At 42.2% G+C, this 23,771-nt stretch carries 18 protein-coding genes, 7 tRNA genes and 1 rRNA gene; 20 read left to right on the forward strand and 6 right to left on the reverse strand.

The genetic code is table 11. The annotated features are described in order from the left end of the window. Positions 1–87: ribosomal RNA gene (rrf, locus tag NC238_13005) — 5S ribosomal RNA — on the forward strand; the annotation flags it as partial. Between the two features lie 135 nt (positions 88–222). Here the strand turns inward: rrf and NC238_13010 are convergent. From NC238_13010 to NC238_13025, 4 genes are all read right to left on the reverse strand, one after another. Next, complete coding sequence (locus NC238_13010; GenBank protein ID MCM1566833.1) at positions 223–1,758, reverse strand: IS66 family transposase; 1,536 nt, start codon at positions 1,756–1,758, stop codon at positions 223–225. Positions 1,759–1,860: 102 nt separating this feature from the next. Further along, entirely contained in the window at positions 1,861–2,223 is a 363-nt protein-coding gene (tnpB, locus tag NC238_13015; GenBank protein MCM1566834.1) for an IS66 family insertion sequence element accessory protein TnpB, read from the reverse strand. Next, a complete protein-coding gene (locus tag NC238_13020) occupies positions 2,213–2,581 on the reverse strand; it encodes a transposase (GenBank protein ID MCM1566835.1) in 369 nt (122 codons plus the stop codon). Before NC238_13020 ends, tnpB begins: the two co-directional genes overlap by 11 nt. Positions 2,582–2,915: 334 nt before the next feature. Further along, positions 2,916–3,248, reverse strand: coding sequence for a L,D-transpeptidase (locus tag NC238_13025; GenBank protein ID MCM1566836.1), 333 nt, complete (start codon positions 3,246–3,248; stop codon positions 2,916–2,918). Between the two features lie 862 nt (positions 3,249–4,110). Here NC238_13025 and serC point away from each other — a divergent pair. The 13 genes from serC (at position 4,111) to NC238_13090 (ending at position 11,857) form a co-directional block, all read left to right on the forward strand. After that, positions 4,111–5,193 (forward strand): 3-phosphoserine/phosphohydroxythreonine transaminase, encoded by a 1,083-nt coding sequence (gene serC / locus NC238_13030; protein ID MCM1566837.1) that lies wholly within the window; start codon positions 4,111–4,113, stop codon positions 5,191–5,193. Between the two features lie 45 nt (positions 5,194–5,238). Then, complete coding sequence (locus tag NC238_13035) at positions 5,239–6,402, forward strand: phosphoglycerate dehydrogenase (GenBank protein MCM1566838.1); 1,164 nt, start codon at positions 5,239–5,241, stop codon at positions 6,400–6,402. Between the two features lie 45 nt (positions 6,403–6,447). After that, positions 6,448–7,686, forward strand: a complete 1,239-nt coding sequence (locus tag NC238_13040; protein ID MCM1566839.1) for a DUF1015 family protein — start codon at positions 6,448–6,450, stop codon at positions 7,684–7,686. Positions 7,687–7,932: 246 nt separating this feature from the next. Next, a complete protein-coding gene (locus NC238_13045) occupies positions 7,933–9,039 on the forward strand; it encodes a M20/M25/M40 family metallo-hydrolase (GenBank protein MCM1566840.1) in 1,107 nt (368 codons plus the stop codon). A gap of 21 nt (positions 9,040–9,060) precedes the next feature. After that, positions 9,061–9,381, forward strand: coding sequence for a hypothetical protein (locus NC238_13050; GenBank protein ID MCM1566841.1), 321 nt, complete (start codon positions 9,061–9,063; stop codon positions 9,379–9,381). 167 nt (positions 9,382–9,548) lie between these two features. Continuing rightward, positions 9,549–10,820, forward strand: a complete 1,272-nt coding sequence (locus NC238_13055; protein MCM1566842.1) for a glycosyltransferase — start codon at positions 9,549–9,551, stop codon at positions 10,818–10,820. 151 nt (positions 10,821–10,971) lie between these two features. Further along, a tRNA-Val gene (locus tag NC238_13060) sits at positions 10,972–11,047 on the forward strand. A gap of 150 nt (positions 11,048–11,197) precedes the next feature. After that, a tRNA-Asp gene (locus tag NC238_13065) sits at positions 11,198–11,274 on the forward strand. 167 nt (positions 11,275–11,441) lie between these two features. Beyond that, positions 11,442–11,517: transfer RNA gene (locus NC238_13070), tRNA-Phe, on the forward strand. Between the two features lie 7 nt (positions 11,518–11,524). Then, positions 11,525–11,599, forward strand: a tRNA-Gly gene (locus tag NC238_13075). A gap of 9 nt (positions 11,600–11,608) precedes the next feature. Beyond that, positions 11,609–11,683, forward strand: a tRNA-Cys gene (locus tag NC238_13080). A 3-nt stretch (positions 11,684–11,686) separates the two neighbouring features. Continuing rightward, positions 11,687–11,775, forward strand: a tRNA-Leu gene (locus NC238_13085). A 5-nt stretch (positions 11,776–11,780) separates the two neighbouring features. Then, positions 11,781–11,857 (forward strand) — tRNA-Val (locus NC238_13090). Positions 11,858–12,818: 961 nt separating this feature from the next. Here NC238_13090 and NC238_13095 read toward each other — a convergent pair. Then, positions 12,819–14,942 (reverse strand): sigma 54-interacting transcriptional regulator, encoded by a 2,124-nt coding sequence (locus tag NC238_13095; GenBank protein ID MCM1566843.1) that lies wholly within the window; start codon positions 14,940–14,942, stop codon positions 12,819–12,821. A 520-nt stretch (positions 14,943–15,462) separates the two neighbouring features. Continuing rightward, on the reverse strand, positions 15,463–16,143 hold the full coding sequence (locus tag NC238_13100) for a Crp/Fnr family transcriptional regulator (GenBank protein MCM1566844.1): 681 nt from the start codon (positions 16,141–16,143) through the stop codon (positions 15,463–15,465). Positions 16,144–16,338: 195 nt separating this feature from the next. On the opposite strand from NC238_13100, the gene NC238_13105 reads away from it, so the two are divergent. From NC238_13105 to NC238_13130, 6 genes are all read left to right on the forward strand, one after another. Beyond that, complete coding sequence (locus tag NC238_13105) at positions 16,339–17,670, forward strand: reductive dehalogenase (protein ID MCM1566845.1); 1,332 nt, start codon at positions 16,339–16,341, stop codon at positions 17,668–17,670. A gap of 27 nt (positions 17,671–17,697) precedes the next feature. Beyond that, positions 17,698–18,009, forward strand: a complete 312-nt coding sequence (locus NC238_13110) for a dehalogenase (GenBank protein ID MCM1566846.1) — start codon at positions 17,698–17,700, stop codon at positions 18,007–18,009. 23 nt (positions 18,010–18,032) lie between these two features. Next, on the forward strand, positions 18,033–19,241 hold the full coding sequence (locus NC238_13115) for a 4Fe-4S binding protein (GenBank protein ID MCM1566847.1): 1,209 nt from the start codon (positions 18,033–18,035) through the stop codon (positions 19,239–19,241). A 151-nt stretch (positions 19,242–19,392) separates the two neighbouring features. Beyond that, entirely contained in the window at positions 19,393–20,307 is a 915-nt protein-coding gene (locus NC238_13120; GenBank protein ID MCM1566848.1) for an amidohydrolase, read from the forward strand. A 93-nt stretch (positions 20,308–20,400) separates the two neighbouring features. Continuing rightward, positions 20,401–20,793 carry a hypothetical protein gene (locus NC238_13125; protein MCM1566849.1) on the forward strand — a complete coding sequence of 131 codons (393 nt, stop codon included), beginning with the start codon at positions 20,401–20,403 and terminating at the stop codon, positions 20,791–20,793. Positions 20,794–20,858: 65 nt separating this feature from the next. Further along, positions 20,859–23,693, forward strand: coding sequence for a molybdopterin-dependent oxidoreductase (locus tag NC238_13130; protein MCM1566850.1), 2,835 nt, complete (start codon positions 20,859–20,861; stop codon positions 23,691–23,693). The last annotated feature ends 78 nt before the right edge of the window (positions 23,694–23,771 follow it).

The raw sequence follows: 23,771 nt of genomic DNA on the forward strand, positions 1-23,771 counted from the left end.
GGGTACCACCCGTTCCCATCCCGAACACGGAAGTTAAGACCTCCTGGGCTGAAAATACTCTTTGGGGAAGATAAGACGTTGCCAGGTAAACGAGAGACTACATCGAATGATGTAGTCTCTTAACATTAATGGAGTACGCGTGTTCCAGTAGGAAGGTTGTAAGCGTCAAACAATAAAGTGTATAGAAAAAAAGCAAAACCCAGTGTAAACTGAGGTTTTGCTCTATTTACAGATTTCCTGAACTTCCGGACTCCACGGCAGATAATCCTCAAGGATTTCAGGATACTGACCGAACTGTTCACCCGGTAGCCGGTTAAGAATATAGTAAAGATATTTGTAAGGACTTAGGCCATTGGCTTCAGCGCTTTCAATCATACTGTAAACGGCTGCGCTTGCCGCGGCTCCTCTGGGACTTCCGCTGAACAGCCAGTTTTTGCGTCCAATAGTGAAGGGCCGAATACAGTTTTCTGCCAGGTTATTGGAAATACAGCAGTTACCGTCTTCCAGATAATTCATCAGTTCTTGCTTTTGGTTTAAAGCATAATTTAAGGCCTTACTCAGTTTGGATTTGGGAAGAACTTTGTTTTCGACAGAATCAATCCATGCCCAAAAAGCATCCAATACTGGTTTTTCCTGTTTCAGACGTTCGAATTTGCGTTTTTCACTTGTCAGATTTTCAAGAGTACTTTCAATTTCAAAAAGTTTGTTGCAATAAGTAATCCCCTGACCAGATAGCGTATCATCGGGACCACGGATGTCTTTAGGCAAAGCATCGACAAAATTTCTGCGAAGATGTGACCAGCAAAGACAGCGTATGATGTTCTCGACCTTTTTGTAACCGGCGTAAGCATCCGAGTGAAGGTATCCCTTAAATCCCTCCAGAAATTTTTGTGGGTAAATTCCATTTCTTCCGGGCTCATACTCAAAGATCCGGATAGGATGCTCAGTATGCTTTCCGGTAGTGTATACCCACATGTAAGAATCACTTGTATTCTTGCGACCTTCCTCATTCATCACCTGAACAGGAGTCTCATCAGCATGAATATATTTTTCTTTAAGGAGCTCTTGATGCATAACTTTTAGGATGGGGGTCAGCCAATCGCGGGACGCAGCTATGATCCAGTTAGCCATGGTAGCGCGGCTTAAAGACAAACCGAGCGTCTTCCACTCTTTTTCCTGACGGTAAAGGGGAAGCGCGTTTACAAACTTCTGGTGCATGACCCAAGCCACTGTGGAAGGAGTCGCTAAGGAGTGCTGAATAACCGAATCAGGTATCGGGGATTTCTCCATGTAAGGCAGACCATTTTTGCGGCAGCTGCGGCATTCGAAGGTCTCACGGTAAAGGTCAATTACCCTAAGCTTAGCCGGAATATATTCAACTTCTGTACGCACAAATTTTTCACCGACGGATTTAAGCGGGGTATTGCACGTTTCGCAAAAACGTTCATCTTCAACAAGGGTACAGAGCTTTTTTTCATGCGGCAGATTTTCTAAAAGTTCTTCCCGCCGGCCATTTACTTTCTTTCTCCGGTAACCCTCGACCTTTTTCAAGTCAGGTTCCTTGGACTTCGGATCGGTCTCGGTTTCCGCTTCATTAAAAAGAGACATCTGTCCTAAGGATAGAACGGATGTCTTCTCTGTGCTTCGGCCATAGAGTTTACGCGTTAGATGGTGTACGGTTTCCAGAAGGAGTCTATTTTCCTTCTCCAGTTCGGATATGCGATTTTCCAGCGTTTTGATCTGTTCAGCCGTACTCATCAAATTACGATATCCTTTGCGTTTTTCGCTGCTTATATTTTACCATAAAAATACCAAACAATCCAGCATTTATGCGGACTTTCGGCACTTTTCCCAAAGTTTTTACAGGGAAAAACACTTCTCTTTACCCAGTTTTTTTACGGCTTTTGGTTGATCAATGGACAGTCCTTCCATAAGCCAGCGAAACTCCTGGGAAGTGACGTTGCGGACTGCTTCGGAATTCTTCGGCCACCTGAATTTACCGGCTTCCAGCCGCTTATATAATAATACGAAGCCATCGCCTTCCCAGTAGAGTGCTTTCAGTCGATCATGCCGGTGGCCGCAGAAGAGAAACAGACTGTTCTGGAATGGGTTTAGCTGAAAGTTCTGCTGGACTAAAGCGGCCAGCCCGTTAATGGATTTGCGCATGTCGGTATACCCGCAGGCGATATAGATTTTCTCTGCTTTGGAGATATCACCGAACATTTTGGAGCGCCCTCAAGGTATTTTCTATTAAGGCAGGTGCTGCGCTGTTGTGGATTTCCAAGCTTACGGCACCCAAGCTCACAACAATATCTGCTGATGAGTCCTGACGTTTATGGTCAGCGTCGGCTACAGGAAACGCAATATTTACCGGCACGATTGGATTCTTTTCGGCATTCAGCGCGGGAAGGGCTTCGCAGGCTGCTTCACGGACACGTTTCAGCCAGTAGAAGTAAGTCGTCTCGCTTAAACCGTGCTCCGCACACCAGTCGGCAATTTTCTGCCCGCTGCTGCGGCATTCACGGATGCGCTGGGCCCACTGATTCAATCGATATTGTCGAGTGGCTTCTCTGCTATCCATCACTAACTCCTCCTTTTGGAGTTTTTAAAGTAAACTTGAAAAACTCCAATAACTCTAGTTTAGAGGATATTATCTCACTGCTTTAGTGATGTTTCCATACACCGACTTATTAGACGGTTACGGTTGAGTATCCTCCTGGGCTGAAAATACTGTAAGGGAAGATAAGACGTTGCCAGGTAATTAGAGACTACATCCAGTGATGTAGTCTCTTTACATTAATGGAGTGAGGGTGTTCGCCTAGAAAGTTTGAGGAACCTCCTGGAGCGACGATACGGAAAATAGGTCTAGGCAGATACAAATCTGACCGATTGGCGGACAATAGGGGTATTATTAATTAAGAACGGATAGTGACTGAGGTGCCAGTGGGGATAATTCTAGCGAGCTCTAAGACATCTTTATTAAGCATGCGGATACAGCCTTTAGAAACTTGTCGGCCAATTGACTGAGGATTATTTGTACCATGGATTCCATATCCAGGGATGCTGAGTCCAAGCCACATCACACCAAATACGCCTCCGGGATTTGGTACTTTACTAATGATTTCATAAGATCCGATTGGAGTAGGTGTCGCTGTTTTCCCGATACCAACCGGATAGGTCCTGATGATTTGACTGTTTTCGGACACATAAAGCTGACGTTTATTTAAAGAAAGCACAATCGAATACATGTTAATCACCCCTGTTTATACTATTTGCCAGGTCTTTGTTTGGTTAAAAATTTAATAAAATATATGGACTAATTTCAAAAAAAGTAGTATGGAATATAATGGGAATATAAAATCTAAATCTACTTTGTTTAAAAAATTTATACGAGGAGGTAACAAAAAATGCACCTTTTTGGAAAAGGCTTTTATTCGTATGCATGTACGTGTTATTATCCAGTAATTTGCTTTCCGACTATGCCCTGCTGTAATGTTCCTTATCAGCAAAAGACAGTACAATACCAACAAACAGAGCAATATCAACAGACGCGATTTACTGGTGGCAAAGGTTAATTAAGAAATGAGGACAGAGCATCAATGGGTGCTCTGTTTCTTATGTATAGAGGGGGTTTATCTGCACAATTGGATGGAGAAAAATGAAGATTATCTATCCACTTGACAAATCATCCCGGATACATTACTATATTGAAAATAACCTATATGCTCAAACACGATGAGAGGAAAGTCTGATTTAAATGTTGTTCAGAGAGCTGATGGCCGGTGCAAGTCAGCCAACATGTAATGAGATTCCATCCTGGAGTGGCCGATGATGAATTGTGCGGGTTCCGCCCGATATCGCGGACATAAGTTGGCCGATTTGGCAACATGGGTGGCAACGCGGGAATACCTCTCGTCCCTGATTTTGGGATTAGAGGTTTTATTTATGTATTTCTGCAGATGAAAGACGTTGTCACTTTATGAAGAAATGGCTAAAACTTGGGTGGCACCGCGGAATATCCGCCCCAACACTGGGGTGGATTTTGCTTTTTTTCATAGCGCTATACAAAAGTGAAAGAATACTAATATGATAATGGAGGAGGAATTTACAATGACAAGAGTATTTAATTTTTCTGCAGGACCGGCAGTATTGCCTGAAGAAGTTCTCAAAGAAGCTGCTGAGGAAATGCTGGATTATGATGTCACGGGGATGTCCGTGATGGAAATGAGCCATCGCTCCAAAGCTTTTGAAAAAATTATTGGTGATGCGGAGCAGGATCTTAGAGATTTGCTAAATATCCCAGATAATTATAAGGTACTATTCCTGCAAGGCGGTGCATCACAACAGTTTGCCATGGTCCCAATGAATTTAATGAAGAACAGGGTTGCCGATTACCTTAACACCGGACAGTGGGCTAAAAAAGCAATTCAGGAAGGAAAGATCTACGGTAAAATTAATGTCCTTGCTTCCTCAGAAGACAAAACATATACGTATATTCCTGATCTGAAAGATCTGAAGATCTCCGAGGACGCCGACTATGTATACATTTGCCATAATAACACCATCTACGGAACAAGGTTTGCAGAACTGCCCAAAACCGGTGACAAAATTTTGGTTGCGGACATGTCTTCGGATTTTTTGTCTGAACCTGTAGATGTAAGCAAATATGGTTTGATCTTTGCCGGGGCTCAAAAAAATGTCGGCCCGGCCGGTGTTGTCGTCGTCATTATCCGGGAAGACTTGATTACTGATGATGTGCTGCCGGGAACGCCTACCATGTTGAAATACAAAACACAGGCAGACAACAAGTCGCTCTATAACACACCGCCGGCCTATGGCATTTATATTTGCAGCAAAGTATTTAAATGGCTGAAAAAACTTGGCGGACTCGAAGTCATGAAAAGAATCAATGAGGAAAAAGCCGCAATCTTATATGACTATCTTGATTCCAGCAGAATGTTTAAAGGAACAGTGGTTAAGAAAGACCGTTCACTGATGAATGTGCCGTTTGTAACCGGATCAGAAGAACTGGACAAGAAATTTACCAAAGAAGCCAAAGAGGCCGGCTTGGTGAATTTAGAAGGTCATCGCTCAGTCGGAGGAATGAGAGCGAGCATTTACAATGCGATGCCCATGGAAGGCGTGAAGGCGTTAGTCGCATTCATGAAGAAATTTGAAGAAGAAAACATCTGAGAAAGAAAATCATCTTTATACAATCAGGAGTAAAGGAGTGTCTGTATGTTTAAAATCAATTGTTTAAATCCGATTGCTAGGATTGGGCTGGACAATTTCTCGGACGAATATGCTATTACGGATAACTATGAAGAGGCGGATGCCATTCTGGTCAGAAGTGCCAGTGTTCATGAACTGAACCTGCCGGATTCTCTGCAGGCAATTGCCCGGGCCGGAGCAGGAGTGAACAATATACCGCTTGATAAATGCGCTGAAAAAGGGATTGTTGTTTTTAATACACCGGGGGCTAATGCCAATGGTGTTAAGGAATTGGTACTTGCCGGACTGTTTCTGGCATCCCGTGACATTATCGACGGCGTAAACTGGGTAAATACTGTTAAAGATGATCCGGTTATTGCTAAACTTGTTGAGAAAAATAAGGCCAAGTATGCAGGTATTGAAATCAGCGGCAAGAAACTTGGTGTAATCGGGCTTGGAGCGATTGGGGTTCTCGTAGCGAATGCGGCGATGAAACTTGGCATGGAAGTATATGGGTATGATCCGTTCATTTCTGTCCGCTCAGCCTGGCATTTGTCTAAATATATCAAGCCCAGCAAATCCTTGGCGGAGATTTATAAAGAATGTGATTTCATCAGCATCCATGTACCTTTGTCCGATGCAACTCAAGGGATGCTGAATGAAGAAGCCTTCAAGATGATGAAGAACGGCGTCCGCATTCTAAATTTCTCGCGCGATTCTTTAGTCAATGAAGAAGATATGATTGCAGCACTAAAAGTTGGCAAGGTATTCAAATATGTTACCGACTTTCCTACTCCTAAAATGGCGCCCCTAAATGAAGTCATTGCTATTCCGCACCTGGGAGCTTCCACCTGTGAATCAGAGGATAATTGTGCGGTGATGGCTGTCAGCCAGCTCATGGATTATCTTGAAAACGGCACGATCAGAAACTCCGTGAACTATCCCGACTGTGACAACGGTTATCCGGATAATGCCGGCCGTCTCGCGATTCATCACAAAAATATCCCGAATATGATTGGTCAGTTCACTTCGGCCCTGGCTCAGGAGAATATTAATATCTCTGATATGATTAATAAAAGCAAAGGCCAGTATGCCTATACCTTGGTTGATATTGAGGCACCATCCACACCGGAAATAAAGCAGAAAATTGAAGCGATTGAAGGAGTCTACAGAGTCAAAATCGTAAAATAATGAAAGTTGATATTGTTGATATTGTTGGTATTGGGAGGGTTGGATTTGGCTACGATCAGACCGTTTAAAGCGCTGCGGCCGAGGGAAGAACTTGCTGCGAAAGTCGCGGCACTTCCTTATGATGTCTATAACCGCGAAGAAGCATTAGCTGAAGTAAGAAAAGAACCGTTGTCGTTTTTGCAGATTGACCGGGCAGAGACCCAGTTCGCTCCTGAGGTCAGTCCTTATGATACCCGGGTCTATGAGAGAGCGAGAGACAGTCTGCAGGAAATGATCCAAAACGGCGTTTTTGTCAGGGAGGATAGACCCTGCTATTATGTGTATGAACTGGTGATGGATGGCCGTTCCCAGACGGGCCTGGTCGGTTGTGCCGCGATTGATGATTACCTGAACAATGTTATCAAAAAACATGAAAAAACCAGAGAAGATAAGGAAATTGACAGAATCAATCATGTCGACATTTGCAAGGCCCAGACCGGCCCGATCTTTTTGGCTTATCGGTCTCAACAGGGAATTAATGAGGTTGTCAGCCGAATTAAACAAGAAAGCCCCCTCTATGATTTCACTGCTCCGGACGGAATCAGACATACCGTTTGGAAAATAGACGGGGATCATGATTTGGCTGCGATCTATTCCGGATTTCAAAATACCCGGAGCATCTATATTGCGGATGGACACCACAGAGCGGCTTCGGCGGTAAAAGTAGGCTTGCGCAGAAGAGACGCCCATCCCGGTTTTAACGGAGAGGAAGAATTCAACTATTTTCTTTCTGTCCTTTTCCCGCACGATCAACTGATGATCCTGGATTACAATAGAGTGGTCAAAGATCTTAATGGTTATCAGAAAGATGCCCTGCTGAATGAAATAGAAAAAGCATTTATTGTAACCAAAATGGGGGCTGAACCCTATAAACCTCAGAAAAAAGCGGTCTTTGGCATGTATTTGGAAGAATCATGGTATAAACTGGAGGCTAGGGATGAGATTCTTTGCGATGATCCTGTGGAAGGCTTGGATGTTTCACTGCTGCAAAATTATCTCTTAACACCGATCCTGGATATCAAAGATGTCAGAACGGATAAACGAATCGATTTTGTCGGTGGTATACGTGGCCTGAAGGAACTGGAAAAGCGGGTGGCCAGTGATATGAAACTTGCTTTTTCGATGTATCCGACATCGATTGATGAACTTTTTGCCGTATCTGATGCAGATAAGCTTATGCCACCCAAATCTACCTGGTTTGAACCCAAACTGAGAAGCGGACTGCTTATTCACGAACTGGAATAGGGCTGACTTGCAACCCGGTATAGTACTATACCGGGTTAACATCTGGTTTGCCGTGAAAAATATTTTTGAGCCATACACATAGGATGATAGTGTTTGTTTCATGATAAAGTCAGATGATATTTTAATAGTTAATGAGGCACTGGAAAATATTATTTATATGTTGACGAATTATCCCAAGAAAATCCGTCTAAATAATAGGGCGGTTGTTTATTCTATGAGTGAAAGCATGAGTGATCGGAGGTAACTATGTCAATCAATGTTACGGATGAATTTCTTAAGCTTGTTTCCATTGACAGTCCGTCCAAAAAAGAAGGGAAACTCGCAGGCTATCTGAAACGAAGGCTGAAGGAGCTCGGTGCTGATGTCTATGAGGACCATTCCGCCGTCAGGACCGGTAGTGATACAGGCAACCTGATTGCAGTACTGCCGGGCAACTGTGAGGGTGCACCGGTGATCATGCTTGCAGCTCATATGGATACGGTAGCATCGATCGAAGGAATGACACCCCGGATTGAGGAAGGGGTCATTCGCAGCGATGGACAGACCATCCTAGGGGCGGATGATAAAGCTGGAATAGCCGTGATACTCGCAGTACTGAGCAGGCTTCAAGAAGACAAGCATATCCTGCATAGCCCGGTTGAAGTTGTTCTGACCGTGCAGGAAGAAATTGGTCTCTATGGCATAAAAAATCTTGATTATGCCCTTAAAGCTGACTTCGGCTATGTTTTAGATGGTGACGGCCCTGTGGGTACCGTAGTTCACGCAGCACCTTCTCATATCACGCTTGATCTGGTTGTTCAGGGTAAAGCTGCACATGCGGGCTTGGCACCGGAAACGGGCGTGAATGCAATTGTTGTTGTGTCCAAAGCCATTGCGGACTTGAAATCAGGAAGGATAGACCAGGAAACAACGAGTAATTTCGGGATCATTACCGGCGGAACAGCGCGTAATGTGGTTGCTGAAAAGGTACAAATTACGGCAGAGGTACGAAGTCACCATCAAGCCAAACTTGAAATTGAAGCTGATAAAATTCTTGAGAAATTTGAAACTGTTGCAGCTAAGAACCAGGCAAATTTCAGCTATACAAAGGAACTTGCCTATGAAGCGTTCTGCATAGATCCGGCACATCCTGCTGTTCAGAATTTACTGAAGGCAGGGAAGAAGCTCGGCATTCACACGGAGTTAACTTCAACTGGCGGAGGACTTGATGCCAATATCTTAAATTCCCGCGGCATACCATGTCTGGCACTGGGCCTCGGTAATCATAAACCGCATACCCGCGAAGAATATGTCGAAATTGACCAGATGGAAAAATCCGTCGAATTCGTACTTGAGGCTTTGTCTTTTTCATAGGATATACTGAGGTGACGACAAATGTGGGAGCGTATTCGTCGTGAACTTTTAGTAGAATACTATTGGTGGAAAAGGCAGAAATTAAATAAAAGACATTCGGATAGTCCAATCGGTCTTCTGGGAATACTGTTAATAACCGTCGGAATTATCCTGATGGTGATCATAGGGCAGGGTATTGGAGCGCTGTTCCGTAATATGATACCTTTCGTAAGCGGGACACAGGTTGCCGGTACCTACTGGTCTTCCGTCTTTTTGGCGTTAAAGATCAGCCTGCTGTTAATCGTGATGATGATTGGTTTTGCCTCCATCATCATCTATAAATTATTCAGACGTAAAAAATAAATGGTTCTATCGATGACTGACTTTCAAAAAAATGTTTAAATATAAACATTTGTGTATCTTCGCTGCCTTAAAAGAATAATAAAATATATTCTTAAGATATTGTACAAGTCTTATTGCAGGCAGCAGTAATATCTGCTAAAATTGATAAATTGAGGGGGGTAAGATTTTTGGATAGCTTTTCCAGTATCATGCAAGAAATTTTTAACATTATTATGATTTCTCTACAAGTCATCATTATTTTTGTGACTTTGTATTATTTTATTTTATCAATTCTAGGGATGCACCGGAAATCTGAAAATGACGAATTCGAGCCCAAGAATAGATTTGCGATTGTCGTTGCAGCTCATAATGAGGAAAGGGTAATCGCGCCGCTGATTAACAACCTTAAAAATCTGGATTATCCGAGAGAACTTTTTGATGTCTTTGTTGTTGCCGATAATTGCACGGATAACACTGCTTACCTGGCAAAAAAGGCTGGAGCCAATGTGTACAAGCGTTTTGATGAGATAAAACGCGGGAAAGGCTATGCCTTGGAATACTTATTTGCGAAGATTTTTGCTTTAGACCATACGTATGATGCTTTTGTTTTGTTTGATGCCGATAATCTCGTCAAGGATAATTTCCTCAGAGAGATGAATAAAAAGCTCTGTCAGGGAGATCAAATCATTCAAGGCTATGTGGATTCCAAGAACCCTTATGATACCTGGGTCACCACTTCGTTTTCAATTGCATTTTGGATGATGAACAGGCTGGTACAGCTGGCCAGGTTTAATTTCGGAGTTTCCAATACCCTGGCTGGTACGGGGATGTGTATTTCCTACGATGTACTTAAGAAATTTGGCTGGGGAGCTCACTCTTTGGTTGAAGATCTCGAGTTTACGATGAAAGCCTTGGTATATGGGATAAAAACCAGCTGGGCGCATGACGCGGTCGTTTATGACGAGAAGCCGCTTAGTTTTGTACAGTCCTGTCATCAGAGGAAACGCTGGGCTCAGGGGCAGGTTGACGTTGCCTGCAGATATTTGCCTATTCTTCTTGTAAAAGGATTCCGCGAGAAAAAGTGGCTGTATTTTGATGCAGCGATGCATCTCTTTCAGCCGTTCTTCTTGATTATTTCGGCTTCGTTTATTGTGATGCAGGTGTTATTCTTTCTGCGCCCTTATTATGTCAACTTGTTTATTGACTATATTCCTGCAGGTGTCTGGCAGGTTCTTTCCGGAAGTGTTATTGTTTTTGCCATATTGTCCCTGTACTTGGACAAAAAGCCTACCAAGGCCTATTTTGGCTTGATTCTGTATCCGATCTTTATGTACAGCTGGATACCGATCATTATTGCCGGGTTCATTCACCGCAACAAGAAAGAGTGGTCGCATACAATGCATACCCGCTCAATCAATTATGAGGAAATTCGTGCGGAAGAAAAAGTATCGACCAGCTGACAGTCTCAAGGTAAACGAAGACCCGGTTTTACCCGGGTCTTTTCGCTTGCTGTGAAATAACAATCCATCAGAAGATGTCTTGTTTTTACGCAAAAAATCCTTTGACACACCATCGATATTTGTGTATACTATAATTCGTCACAGCAAGCCTGGGTGATTAGCTCAGCTGGGAGAGCGCCTGCCTTACAAGCAGGATGTCGGCAGTTCGATCCTGTCATCGCCCACCAAACTCGAAGTTCGAAGTTTGACGCGCGAAGTTCGAAAAAGCATATTAAGATATTGCTTGAAGAGCGGAAGGTACGAACTGAACATCGGGAAACTTACTGTAGAGGAATACGAAGGTTCGAATATCGAACGTCGTGCCTGAATACCGAATTGGCCCCGTAGCTTAGTGGTTTAAAGCGCCTGCCTGTCACGCAGGAGATCGTCGGTTCAAATCCGATCGGGGTCGCCATACGCGATATTCGAAGTTCGTGGTTCGAAGTTCGAAAGGTGGAAGTTAAATTCCATAGCGAATAGTCACCACGGTACTTGGAATTATAGATCAACTATTGCGGATTAGATACCGCAGAGGCATACACAAGTTCGAACATCGAACATCGTGCCTCGAACATCGATTATGCCTCGGTAGCTCAGTCGGTAGAGCAGAGGACTGAAAATCCTCGTGTCGGCGGTTCGATTCCGTCCTGAGGCACCATGATCATGCGGGTGTAACTCAGTGGTAGAGTGTCACCTTGCCAAGGTGAAAGTCGCGAGTTCGAATCTCGTCACCCGCTCCAAAAACTTATGGCGGCATAGCCAAGTGGTAAGGCAGAGGTCTGCAAAACCTTTATCCCCCAGTTCAAATCTGGGTGCCGCCTCCAAACGCCGAAGTGGCGGAACTGGCAGACGCACGGGACTTAAAATCCCGCGAGGTTTACCCCTCGTACCGGTTCGATTCCGGTCTTCGGCACCAATTTTGGGTTTGTAGCTCAGCTGGTTAGAGTACTGCGTTGACATCGCAGGGGTCGGAGGTTCGAGTCCTCTCAAACCCACCATTTTACTAAATGGTGAAAACAAAATGAAACGCTAGAAGCGTTGATACAAAAGGATTTGCTGTTTTCGAAAAGATATGGGGGTTGGACAACTTGTCCATAATTAAGGATAAATACTCGTAAATATCTCTAAGAATCCGTAAGTATTGGGTCAAAATTCGGTCAACAAAATAATGAATTAGAACAATAGAAAAGACCTGTAAAAAAAGGTCTTTTTTTATAATAAAAATGACTAGAAATTGAATAAAGCCAAGTGAAATAGAATAGCAATTAGTAATAATAAATCTCGCTTTTAAAGCGTCTTTAAGCCGTTAAACCGTTCGAATTTAGGTTTGGGTAGTGGCACACCTATCCAGCTAATTTTAACTGATTCTAGGCTCATTTAAACGGATAACATTTTAAAGCATAGACCTTCAAATACTTGCGTACCAACGGTTTGATGATATTTTGTGTTAATAGTTATATCGCAGTAAATACCGCAAATTACTATAAGTATCTGTAAGTTCCTAGTCAAAAACCTAGTCAGGAGCCTAGGCAAAAATAATGAATTTGAACAAACTAAGAGACCTGTTTCGAGGTCTCTTTTGCTATATAATTTTGAAATTATCCGCCAATTTAGGCGGTTATATTATTTCTCCATATAATTCTTCAATCTAAACATTCAAACAGCTTAAAGGTTATTTAAAACACTGTATGTCCATGTTAAGTATGCTATCTTCGCTAAAGAGGTATCGGCAATACTAATCCTATTAAATTTGCTAGGTGTATTAGTGAGTTGGAAAAGATTTATGGGATTAAAGTTGCTAATCCTCAATTAGTGCTAAATGTGAATCTATGATAAATAAATTTCAAGTGTATGGAATGATACAATTTTTAAGAACGATTATTTCTGGCCAACAATAAACATATCAACTCTTGATAGTGTGCTGGGAGACATAGGACTCCAATTAATTCAATGATTAATTTACTTTGTTATACTTATTTGGTATTCACTTAGTTTCCGGTAAAGAGTAGTTCTGGATATTCCTAGGATTTCAGAAACTTTTTTTGTATCATTATTTAAGCATCGCATTGTGGTTTCAATAGCTTGTTTTTCTATTTGGCTAATCGATAATAGTTGATTAGATTTCTGATATATATCACTATTTGGATTAACTAAGGTATTTGCGAAAAATGGAATTTTCTTTTGGTTGGCTTCTTGGCTTAAATATGAATCGGGTCTGTGCCGTATTCTTTCAGGAAAATCCGATAACTGTATGCAGTCTTTTTGCGATGCACTGATTGCATAAAACAGGCAATTTTCCAATTCTCTGATATTGCCGGGCCATGAATAATTACGTAATAACTCCCATGCCTCCTCTGTAATCTTAGGTATAATACTATTTTCTTTATTAGAAAAAATATTTAAAAAATATCTTGTCAGTATTTCAATATCTCCATCTCGTTCTCTTAAAGGAGGTAAAGATATCGGCAATACACACAATCTAAAATAAAGATCTTCACGAAATTTTTTTTCTTTTACCAGTTTTTCCAGGTCTTGATTGGTCGCAGCAATAACTCTGAAATCTACTGGTATATTGCGATTTCCTCCTATACGCATAACCTTTTTATCCTCCAGTACTCTTAGGAGTGTCGGTTGGAAATCAAGAGGCATATCGCCAATTTCGTCTAAAAATAATGTTCCGCCATTAGCTAATTCAATCTTTCCTTTTTGACCATCTTTAAGTGCACCGGTAAAAGAGCCTTTTTCATAGCCGAAAAGCTCACTTTCTATAAGGTTTCTTGGGAGTGAAGCACAATTTAAAGCTATAAAAGGATCGGTGGGGCGGGATTCGTTATGTATTGCCTGAGCGAATAATTCTTTACCTGTTCCGCTTTCCCCTAGAATCAGAATGTTAGCAGGAGTTTTTGCGAAGACCTGAGCTTGGCTAATAATTTGTTTTAATTTTGTACTGGTACTAATAATGTTTTGAAAAGTAAATTTTGCATCAGACTGAGAGTGTGACTTAATTACCGCTTTATTATTTGGAAGCGGATCTAGGATAACAGTAATCCCTTCAAGGCACCCATTCTCGGGATTAATGATTGGATTCATTGAGCACGTATACTTATTTTTTGTTTCGATATGGATACTTGTCACAAAATTGGCTGCTTTTTGAGGATACTTTATTACACTTTGGATAATTGATTGATTGTCAATAATTGTATTAAGATTGCGGCCAATAATAAGATCCACATTATCATCATTTAAGTTAATCATTCGTCTTGCTGAATCATTTGCTAGAATAATAGTTCCTTGATCGTCTGTCAATAAACATCCCTCAGAAACAAAACTAAGAGTAGTATGTAAGAAACGGTTCTTTAAAGCGAGTCTACGATTGATGCGTGACAACTCTAACTGGCCTTGTATAGCGCGTGCCGTTAAGCAGGAGATGTTAAAAAATGTAGGGGCTAAAATTTTATCGTGACTGCTCTTAACAACAGTCGTTATTCCAAATAATCCGACTAAATATCCATCGTAAAATATTGGTGCTGCTGCTGAAGCAATAAGATTCTTTAAACCATAGAAATAGTGTTCGGGGCCATTGATTTGCACGGGAGCTTGAAGGGCAAGACAAGTCCCTACAGCGTGAGTACCAATCACATTTTCGGAAAAACAGAACCCAGGCCCGATGTTAATTTTATTGGTCTCAAGTTCAAGTTGGGCATCTTTGTGTGTATATAGTAAAATGCAGTTTTCATCGGCCAAGCTGGTAATACAAGAAGGGGTGATCGAATGTAACATTTTTTCTGTTTCATGGATAATTGGAAGTGCTGTGTCGAGAAGCAGTTTTTTGGTCTTTTTTATCATTTCGAATTTTGCACTATCAAGCAGATTGGCAGAATGAAACGTATATGGGTTAACATTCATATCCCTTGATCGTAGCCATGATTCGGCAATTTCTTTTCTTATAACAGACATCTGCCTTGGATCTGCATTTTGCTCAATGCATCTTTTCCAACAATCCAATATGTCTTGCCAATTATGATCCTGATCATATAGATTTTTAGTGTTTTTTATGGTTTTCTTGCCGTTCGACATATTCATTGGGCAATCAACTCCTTAGTCTACTTAAGAAAAAGTCAACCAGGTATGACGATAATCCTTTATAGTTCAGTTATTCTGATTAAGTATAAAGCTATACCTGCTTAAAGCAGGCAACTATAAGTTCACTTTGTAAAAACAATTATTTTAATGAAATCGTAAAGGCCTTAGTGATTTATCTATTACACATTGATAATGTGGATAAAGACACAAAGGTTTCTCAGAGATAACTGAAACCAACTCAATTATTAGCTCTATTCAAGATATTGCAACACAATCTAATTTGCTTGCTTAAATCGTAGCAATAGAGGCAGCCCTTGCAGGTGATAAGGGAAGAGGATTTTCCGTTAAGAACCTACGGCCACACAGGTTACTTTCAAGCATTGCCTTATCTTGCAGGAAGAAAAGAGGCAGACATAGTCTAACCAGAATACTGCAATGCAATGGGTTTAAGTAATTCTATAATATGACTCCTTAAAGTTAGGAAAATACATCAAAGGACGGAATACTTTTAACAGCTATGCTATATTTTTGTCTGATAGTCTTTTAGTTTTTGAATATCTCTTATATAGTAGTACCCATTAGTAAAATCAATTAGCTTCATTTTTTTTAATTTTTGAATAACTCTTACGGTCGTGACTCGATTAATACCAAGCAGGTTGCTCACAAACTGTTGAGTAATATTAATATTCAATTTAATCTTTGCCTCTTCTTTTAAACCGTAATTTTCGGCCATTACTATAAGAAGATTGCAGATTCTCCATTCCGTATTATAAAAGAGTAGTTCATCTACCAGGTTCATCATGGAAACCATTTTTTTAGTCAGCGACCGTAGAATAGACAATGTTACATCCAAATCTGTTGCTAATAAATTCATGAGGTCACTATGCTTTATAGAGATTAAAGAAGAGTCCTTTGTTGTCTTAAAGTAATAAGTGAGAGGTATTTGAAAAAGGAAACAAGTTTCCCATAATATACTGCCTTCATCAAAAATTCCCACTATTCGTTCATTCCCTTTCGGGGAGTATTCGTAAGCGAATACGCTACCCTTATTGACATAACATAATTCATTTGGAAGGTCACCGGGAGAGGCTATCATTGTATTCTTAGCAATAAGTGATTCTCTCCCTTTGTTAATTAATGCTTTGGAGATATTATCACGTTTGCAAATAATTGAAAACTCTTCTCTGTTTAATCGCTCCATAAATGACCAACCTCCACCATAGTAGAAATAGAGTCAATGTTTATTATTATCTAATATCCCATTATCTAATATTCATTATACACTTTCAATCCAGAAACAGATGTAGCTTAAGCTACCTTAGTAGTGAAAACACCTATCCTATTACTTTGAACTATGCTAATTTTTAGACAAAGTTTAAAAGGAGGATATGCATGTATGGACTTAAGTAATGAGAACACAAAGAACCTGGAAGAAAAAAAGAGTATCCCGAAGAAACTAAGCAGGAGGTTTTTTTTGAAAACCTCACTGGGAATGGGGGTTGGGGTAGCGGGTGCAGCCTTACTGGGGAATCAGTTGACGGGGGTTCCGGGAGTGGACAGGATAGCTGAAGCGGCGGATATTGTACAGCATAATGATATGCCCGTTGAAATTTCAGCCGATTACAAGCGGTATGATCAGTGTAAAAATGTTATTATGCGCTCTTATGCGGGAGATCCGGTAACAGCCCCCTTGTTCGCCCGTTATTTCGGTCAACATACCGGGGAATTTCCTTCAAAAGAAGGACCGGGCAGGGGCAGGCTTGAGGACGCCTTGATGGCGGGCGCGGGATCTATTGAGGGTGATATTAATGGTTATCATTCTCCAGGGTTTGCTTCACAAGGACTATTATATAAATGGGACTATCCAGTAAATCCCGATGTATATAAATTTGACAGCCCTGAGCTTGCGAGCAAGGCTGTTAAAAAAGCGGCAGAATTTTGCGGAGCAAGCTTGGTCGGGATAGCCCCATATGACGAACGTTGGGTCTTTGAAACTGTTTTCGATATGAAAACAATGAAAGGTGTTCCGAACGTATTGCCTTTTAAGCCTACGAATGTGGTCGTTATGGCTCTGGAAATGAGCTATGAAGGATTTCAAGGGGCTCCGGATTTTCTCGAAATGGCGTCAACAGCCAATATTTATTCCAATATGAGTGTTACGGCGCATAAAGTAAGTGCTTTCATTCGGCGGTTAGGTTATCACGCCATTGCTTGCGGCAATGATACGGCTTTGAGCGTTCCGCTGGCTGTCCAAGCCGGTTTGGGAGAATTGAGCAGAATTGGTATTCTTCTTACTCCTGAATTCGGGCCAAGAGTTAGGATATGCAAAGTGTTTACAGATTTGCCGTTAGCTATTGACAAGCCGATTACTTTTGGAGCAATGGAATTTTGCAAAAACTGCAGAAAATGCGCGGATGCCTGTCCTTCAGGTGCGATATCCAAAGAGAAAGAACCCAGCTTTGATGTTTCAACCGTTTCGACAAATGGTGGTGTGAAGAAATGGGCTATGGACTGCGAGAAATGTTTATCCCAGTGGGCAGAAGTCGGTACTGACTGCGGTATTTGTATTAAAGTTTGTCCTTACAATAAAAGTGATGAATGGCATCATGATCTTGTCAGATTGGGGACAAGGACCCCTGCAAGGCCAGTCCTAAGATTCTTTGATGATTTGTTCGGTTATGGCAAGATTAGCGTTGAAGATGCAACAAAGGATTTCTGGAATAAATAGTAAGGTTGAATAAGGAGTGATATTAGTATGATTATTTTTTGGTTGATTCTGGGTGCACTTGTGGCATCGGCCTTTTGGTTTGTTTATTTAAAGTTCCAGGTAGCGGGAAAAATGTCCAAAACGAAGTGGGTATTGGCTCTAATATCTGTTTTATGGGGAGCTTTCACCATAGCATGGATTGTCAGCAGTTTGGCAGAGGCAGAAATTCAAGCTGCCGGTATGGGATTACTGATATTTGGAGGAATTTTCCTCTGTCTTATTCTTCTTACGGTTAAATGGAATGATTTAATATCCAAATTAACTTTTAAAAATAATGCGAAAGATAGTGCAATTTCATAAGTAGAAATAAGGTATAAGCAATAATGAAAGCATTTAGGAAATTTGTCACTTTAGCAGCAATACTTGTATTACTTGTAGCCTTGGGCTTCAGTTGGACTCAGACAGAAAAAGACTTGCAGCCATTTTTGATAAAAGCCCTTCCTGAAGCCCAAGTTTTTAAAAAAGTTAATTCTTCTCCGTCGATATATCAAGGAATAAAAAACCGTAACGGTAACGAAGAAAAAGTTGGCTACGTGGTAATAGACGAAGCTGTTGCTTACGGTGGACCCATTGTAATCGTAACCGGAATCGATCTGCAGGGAAAAATCGTCGGGGTAATTATTGCAGATCATAAGGATACGCCTTCCTACATTCAAAAGATCACAGAGAAGAAATATCTTGAACAGTTTATTGGTAAGATAATTGTCGCCCCTTTGTCTATTGATAAAGACATTGACCGTATTTCGGGTGCTACTTATTCCTCAAAGGGTATTGCCAAAGCTGTCTCCAAGGGAAGCCATGAAGTAGCCCGAAGGCAATTTGGACTGGTTGTTCAGGATGATGAGGAGGAACCGTTTAAATTTGGCGCAAAAGAAATAGCTGTTATTGTATTGGTCGCATTAATGTTGATTGGAGTTGCACTCAAACGGAGAAGACTACGCTGGGTTACACTTATCAGCAGTTTAGTCTTGATTGGCTTTTGGTACAATACACCTGTTTCTCTTGCGAATATTGCAGGACTTTTAATGGGCCATTTTCCACCCTTCCATGAAAATCTGGTTTGGTATGTATTCTTGATTGGAATTCCGTTGATCACTTTAACACTAGGAAAGAATGTATACTGTTTTTGGCTTTGTCCTTTTGGTGCCTTGCAGGAATTAACTGCAAAAATCGGCGGCGGCAAATTCAAATGCTGCAATAAGTCAATCGAAACAAAAATAGCCAAATTACGGTATGTACTGGTATACATGGCCCTTATAGGGGCTTTTTTAACCAAAACGCCTAGTTTTGCAGGGTATGAACCTTTTTCCACCTTATTTGGCAGGCAGGGGTTCGGTATTCAGTGGCTTATTTTACCGGTAGTTTTTTTTGCCTCTTTTTTTATACAAAGATTCTGGTGCAGGTTTTTTTGCCCAGGACTGTTAATCAACGAGATAATATTGCATCTCAGAAAATGGATAAAAAAGATGTCGGACAAAATTGTATTGTACCCTGCTAACCAAATAAAAATGCACATTAAACATCGAGGTTAAAATGAAAAGTAAAATATGCCTCAAAGATTTACTGTTTATCGTATTAATTTCTGCAGTTGTCATTATGATTCTAATCAGCCAAAAGAGTATCCCTTTATATTAAGATAATGAAAAAATAACGGGTAAATAAAATCAGAAAGGATTAGAAGTTATGCTTAAATCAAAAACATTGATTGATGTACACCATCATGCGTTTCTTCCCGAAATGGTTGCTGAAGCGAAGCGCAGCGGAATGCAAGTAGCGGAGTGGAATATTGATTACGATCGTGAGGTTATGGAGCGCCTGGGAGTTACGGGGGCCTTGCTATCGCTCCCGGCGCCTTCTCCAGCTAAAATTGTTCGCCAGATCAATATTTTCATGGGAGAAATATGCGCAAAGGATCCGAACCACTATGGTCTCCTGGCGAGCCTTCCCTGCCTGAGTGTCGATGACGCCTTAAATGAGATTGCTTATGCCTATGATGACCTTAATGCTGATGGCTTTATCCTCTTAAGCAATTACAACGGCGTTTATCTCGGTGATGAGCGTATGGAGGAAATTTTAGCGGAACTAAACAGGCGGGCGGCAGTCGTCTTTGTTCATCCCGGCAAGCCTGCCGGCGACAATCTGCCTTTATTTGGGCGGGATATTGCAGTTTACGAATTTCCGTTTGATACAACCCGATCAATAATGGATCTCGTTTACAAGGGAAAGATCGAAAAATACCCCAATATTCGCTGGATTATTGCCCATGCCGGAGGGACAATCCCATATCTTGCTCATCGTTTGAGTATTGCTAAAGAATGGAACGGTATCACCCAATCTCCCGCGGAGGTGCTGGCGCCTCTAAGCACGCTTTATTATGAGCTGGCGCTCTCAGCTTCTCCCTATTCAATCCCCGCCTTGAAAAAATTGGCTGGAGCATCCCATGTCCTTTTCGGGACGGATTTTCCTATGAGGCTTGAAAAAGGTATAGCCCAAAGCGTAACGGATATTGCTGATAACCTTGGCCTGGAAGAGGATGAACAACATATGATTGCAGCAGAAACCGCATTAAAGCTTTTTCCGCGTTTTGTAAAAAACTAAAGTGATTCATGGAAGTTGATCAATCGCTTGAACACATTTGGGATCAATATAACGAATATTACTGATCTACTATTTATAAGGAAGGAGAGGAAAATGAAGATTGCAATAGCTGCCGATGGTTGTGATATGGAGAGTAAGGTTACGGCTAAATTTGCTGATGCCTGCTGGTTATTAATTGTAGAAATGGATCGGCAGCGTATTTGCGAAAAAGTTCGCAGGGGAAGTCAAGATACGGAAAATGAAGAGTTCGCAAAAATAATTGTTCAGAGAAATTGCGAGTCGGTGATTTGCGGTGAAATTGAGCGGATACCGTTTGAGATACTCGCCGCGGCAGGAGTAACGCGATCATTGGGTGCCGGGCTTACGATACCGGATGCTATTGAACATGAGAATATGTTAGAACTTATTACCGATCATATTGGCGGTACCGGTCACGATTCCCATTCGCATCATGCGGAAACCTGTTCCTGCGGGCATGACGAATGACCCGCCAGTCCGAACATTTGCTGAAAAACATGTCAATTCGGAATTAAAAGATTGGAGTGAATCTAATGGCCTTAAGTAAAAAGTTTCTAAATATCAACGGAGTCGACCGGATGTTTATCTGTGATCCGGAAAAAGACACTTTAGCGACTGCCCTAAGGAGATTAGGGCTGACAGGTACAAAGGTCGGCTGCGGCGTGGGACAGTGCGGGTCTTGTTCAATCATCCTGGATGGGAAAGTTGTACGTTCCTGTGCCCGTAAGATAAAAAATATCCCGGAATACGCCAAAGTAGAAACGATTGAGGGGATTGGCACAGCCACTAACCTTCACCCGCTGCAGCAAGCCTTCATCACTTATGGAGGTGTCCAGTGCGGATTTTGTTCCCCGGGGTTCATTATGTCGGCGTTGGGGTTATTGAGAGAAAATGTCAATCCTACAAGGGAAGAAGTTCGCGATTGGTTCCAAAAACACCGTAATTTGTGTCGTTGTACAGGATATAAGCCTATCGTCGACGCTGTTATGGCCGCAGCCAAAGTAATGCGCGGCGAAGCCTCCATGAAAGATATCACGTTTGACATGGAAAAAACGAAAAATGGAATTTATGGCACGGCTTTGCCCAGACCTTCCGCCTTGGCCAAGGTAACAGGACTGTGCGATTACGGTGACGACATTAAATATAAAATGCCTGAAGGCACCTTGCATTTAGCTGTTGTCCAGCCAAAAGTATCTTCTCATGCCAAGATCTTAAGTATAGATACAGCTCCCGCCGAGGCGGTGCCGGGCGTCTATAAAGTCGTAACGGCCAAAGATGTTCAAGGTACAAACCGCATGCTGGCTCCAATTTTTAATCCGCGCTCCTTATTGAAAGGAAATGAATTTCCAATTATTGCCGACCAAAAAATATGCCGCTATGGGGATGTCGTCGCGGTAGTTATTGCGGATAGCGAGGAAATTGCCCGTGAGGCGGCCAAGAAAGTCATCGTTGAAATTGAATCGTTGCCGGAATATATGAACCTGTTAGATGCAGTTGTTCCTGATGCCATACCAATTCACGGACAAACTCCTAACATGTTTATGGTGGGAGCCCATATTAAAGGAGAAGACGCAAGCGAGGTCATTGATAATTCCTTTTGTTCTGTAGAAGGCAGTTTTTATTCCCCCAGGGAAGCTCATCTCTCTATTGAAGGCAATACTATGCAGGGCTACTGGGATGAACAAGGCAACATGACGATTCACTGCAAAACAATGGCGATTGGTTGGGCCCGGCATGAATTACCCGCCGGAGTTGGCATTCCAATTGAAAAATTAAGATTGATTGAAAATCCGACCGGAGGCAGTTTCGGTTGGGCATGCAGCGGACTTAACTATGCATTGATGGCAGTATGTCTGATGGTTGTAAAGGATAGACCGTTAACACTTACTATGTCCTATGAAGAACATCAGCATTTTAGCGGCAAGCGGGCGCCGGGATATACCAACGGCAGGCTAGCCTGTGATGAAGCAGGCAAACTGACTGCGATGGAATATGATATCGCCCTTGACCGCGGCGCTTTCGCCGACGAGGTAACTGCCGAGCAGTACAAAGCAATGTCTTCAATGGGTATGCAATACGTCATTCCAAATATAGCCGGGATAGGAAGATGTGCTGTAACCAATCATACTTTCGGCACAGCTTATCGGGGTTTTGGAGCTGTACAGGCATATACCGCTTCTGAAGCAATGATGGATATGTTGGCTGAAAAAATGAGGATGGATCCGTTTGAATTCAGATATATCAATCTTCCCCGCGAGGGACAGACCAACAATACAGGCCATCCTTTTAGAGATTATGTAATGCCAAATATAATGGATAAACTTCGTCCCTATTACCAGAAGGCGCTTGCTGAAGCAAAAGCGGCAAGCACACCGGAAGTTAAACGCGGTGTCGGCGTCGTTACCTCCATGTTTGGCGTGGCTATGGCCAATATGGATATGGCCGAAATTCATTTGGAATTAAATCCTGACGACACGGTAACACATTTTAATACTTGGGAGGACCAGGGACAAGGCGGCGATATCGGTACTTTGACGGTTACGCATGAGGCATTAAAACCATTGGGGCTTTCCGTAGACCAAATCAGACTGCACATGAACGATAGTCATCTTTGCCCTGATTCCGGCGTTGCCGCAGCCAGCCGTTCTCATTTTATGACAGGAAACGCTGTTATAGACGCCGCCGAAAAACTCATAAGAGCGATGCGCAAGGATGATGGGACTTTCCGAACCTATGACGAGATGGTGGCGGAAGGCATTCCGACAAAATATGCTGGCAAGTCCAGCACAAGTTTCGCCGGCCCCAGTGTTAACCCTAATACGCTGGACGGCAATCCGTTCGCATCGCTCATGTATGGCGCTTTCATAGCCGAAGTGGCTGTCGAAGTATCCACAGGCAAAGCAACATGTCTGGGAATGACCGGGGTAGCCGATGTTGGCAGGATAGGGAATATCCTGTCAGTCGAAGGGCAGGCCTACGGCGGGCTTTCTCACGGTATTTCATTTGCTCTGCAGACCCAATACGAAGACGTTAAAAAACATGCCACGATGGCAGGCGCAGGAATTCCTTATATTAAGGACATCCCCGATAATATAAACATTATGTTCATGGACGATAATCCGAGAGCATGCGGTCCTTTCGGCTCCACAGGAGCATCGGAAGTCTTCCAGTGCAGCCAGCATATGGCGGTGATAAACGCGATCAATAACGCTGTGGGCGTCAGGATTTATGAACTTCCTGCCTCCCCGGAAAAAGTCAAGGCTGCTTTGGAAGCAAAGGCCAAAGGACAAGAGTTGAAACCGAAAAAATATTTCCTCGGTTCTGATTTTTATGATCAATTGGATTATTTGAAGGCAAACCCATTTTAGGAACTCTCGATCCATTGTGGAATACAGGCTCATTGTATGCGCCTGTATTCCACAACAGTCGAAAAACTTAAGAGGTAT

This window comes from Dehalobacter sp., from assembly GCA_023667845.1.
Taxonomy (GTDB): Bacteria; Bacillota; Desulfitobacteriia; order Desulfitobacteriales; family Syntrophobotulaceae; genus Dehalobacter.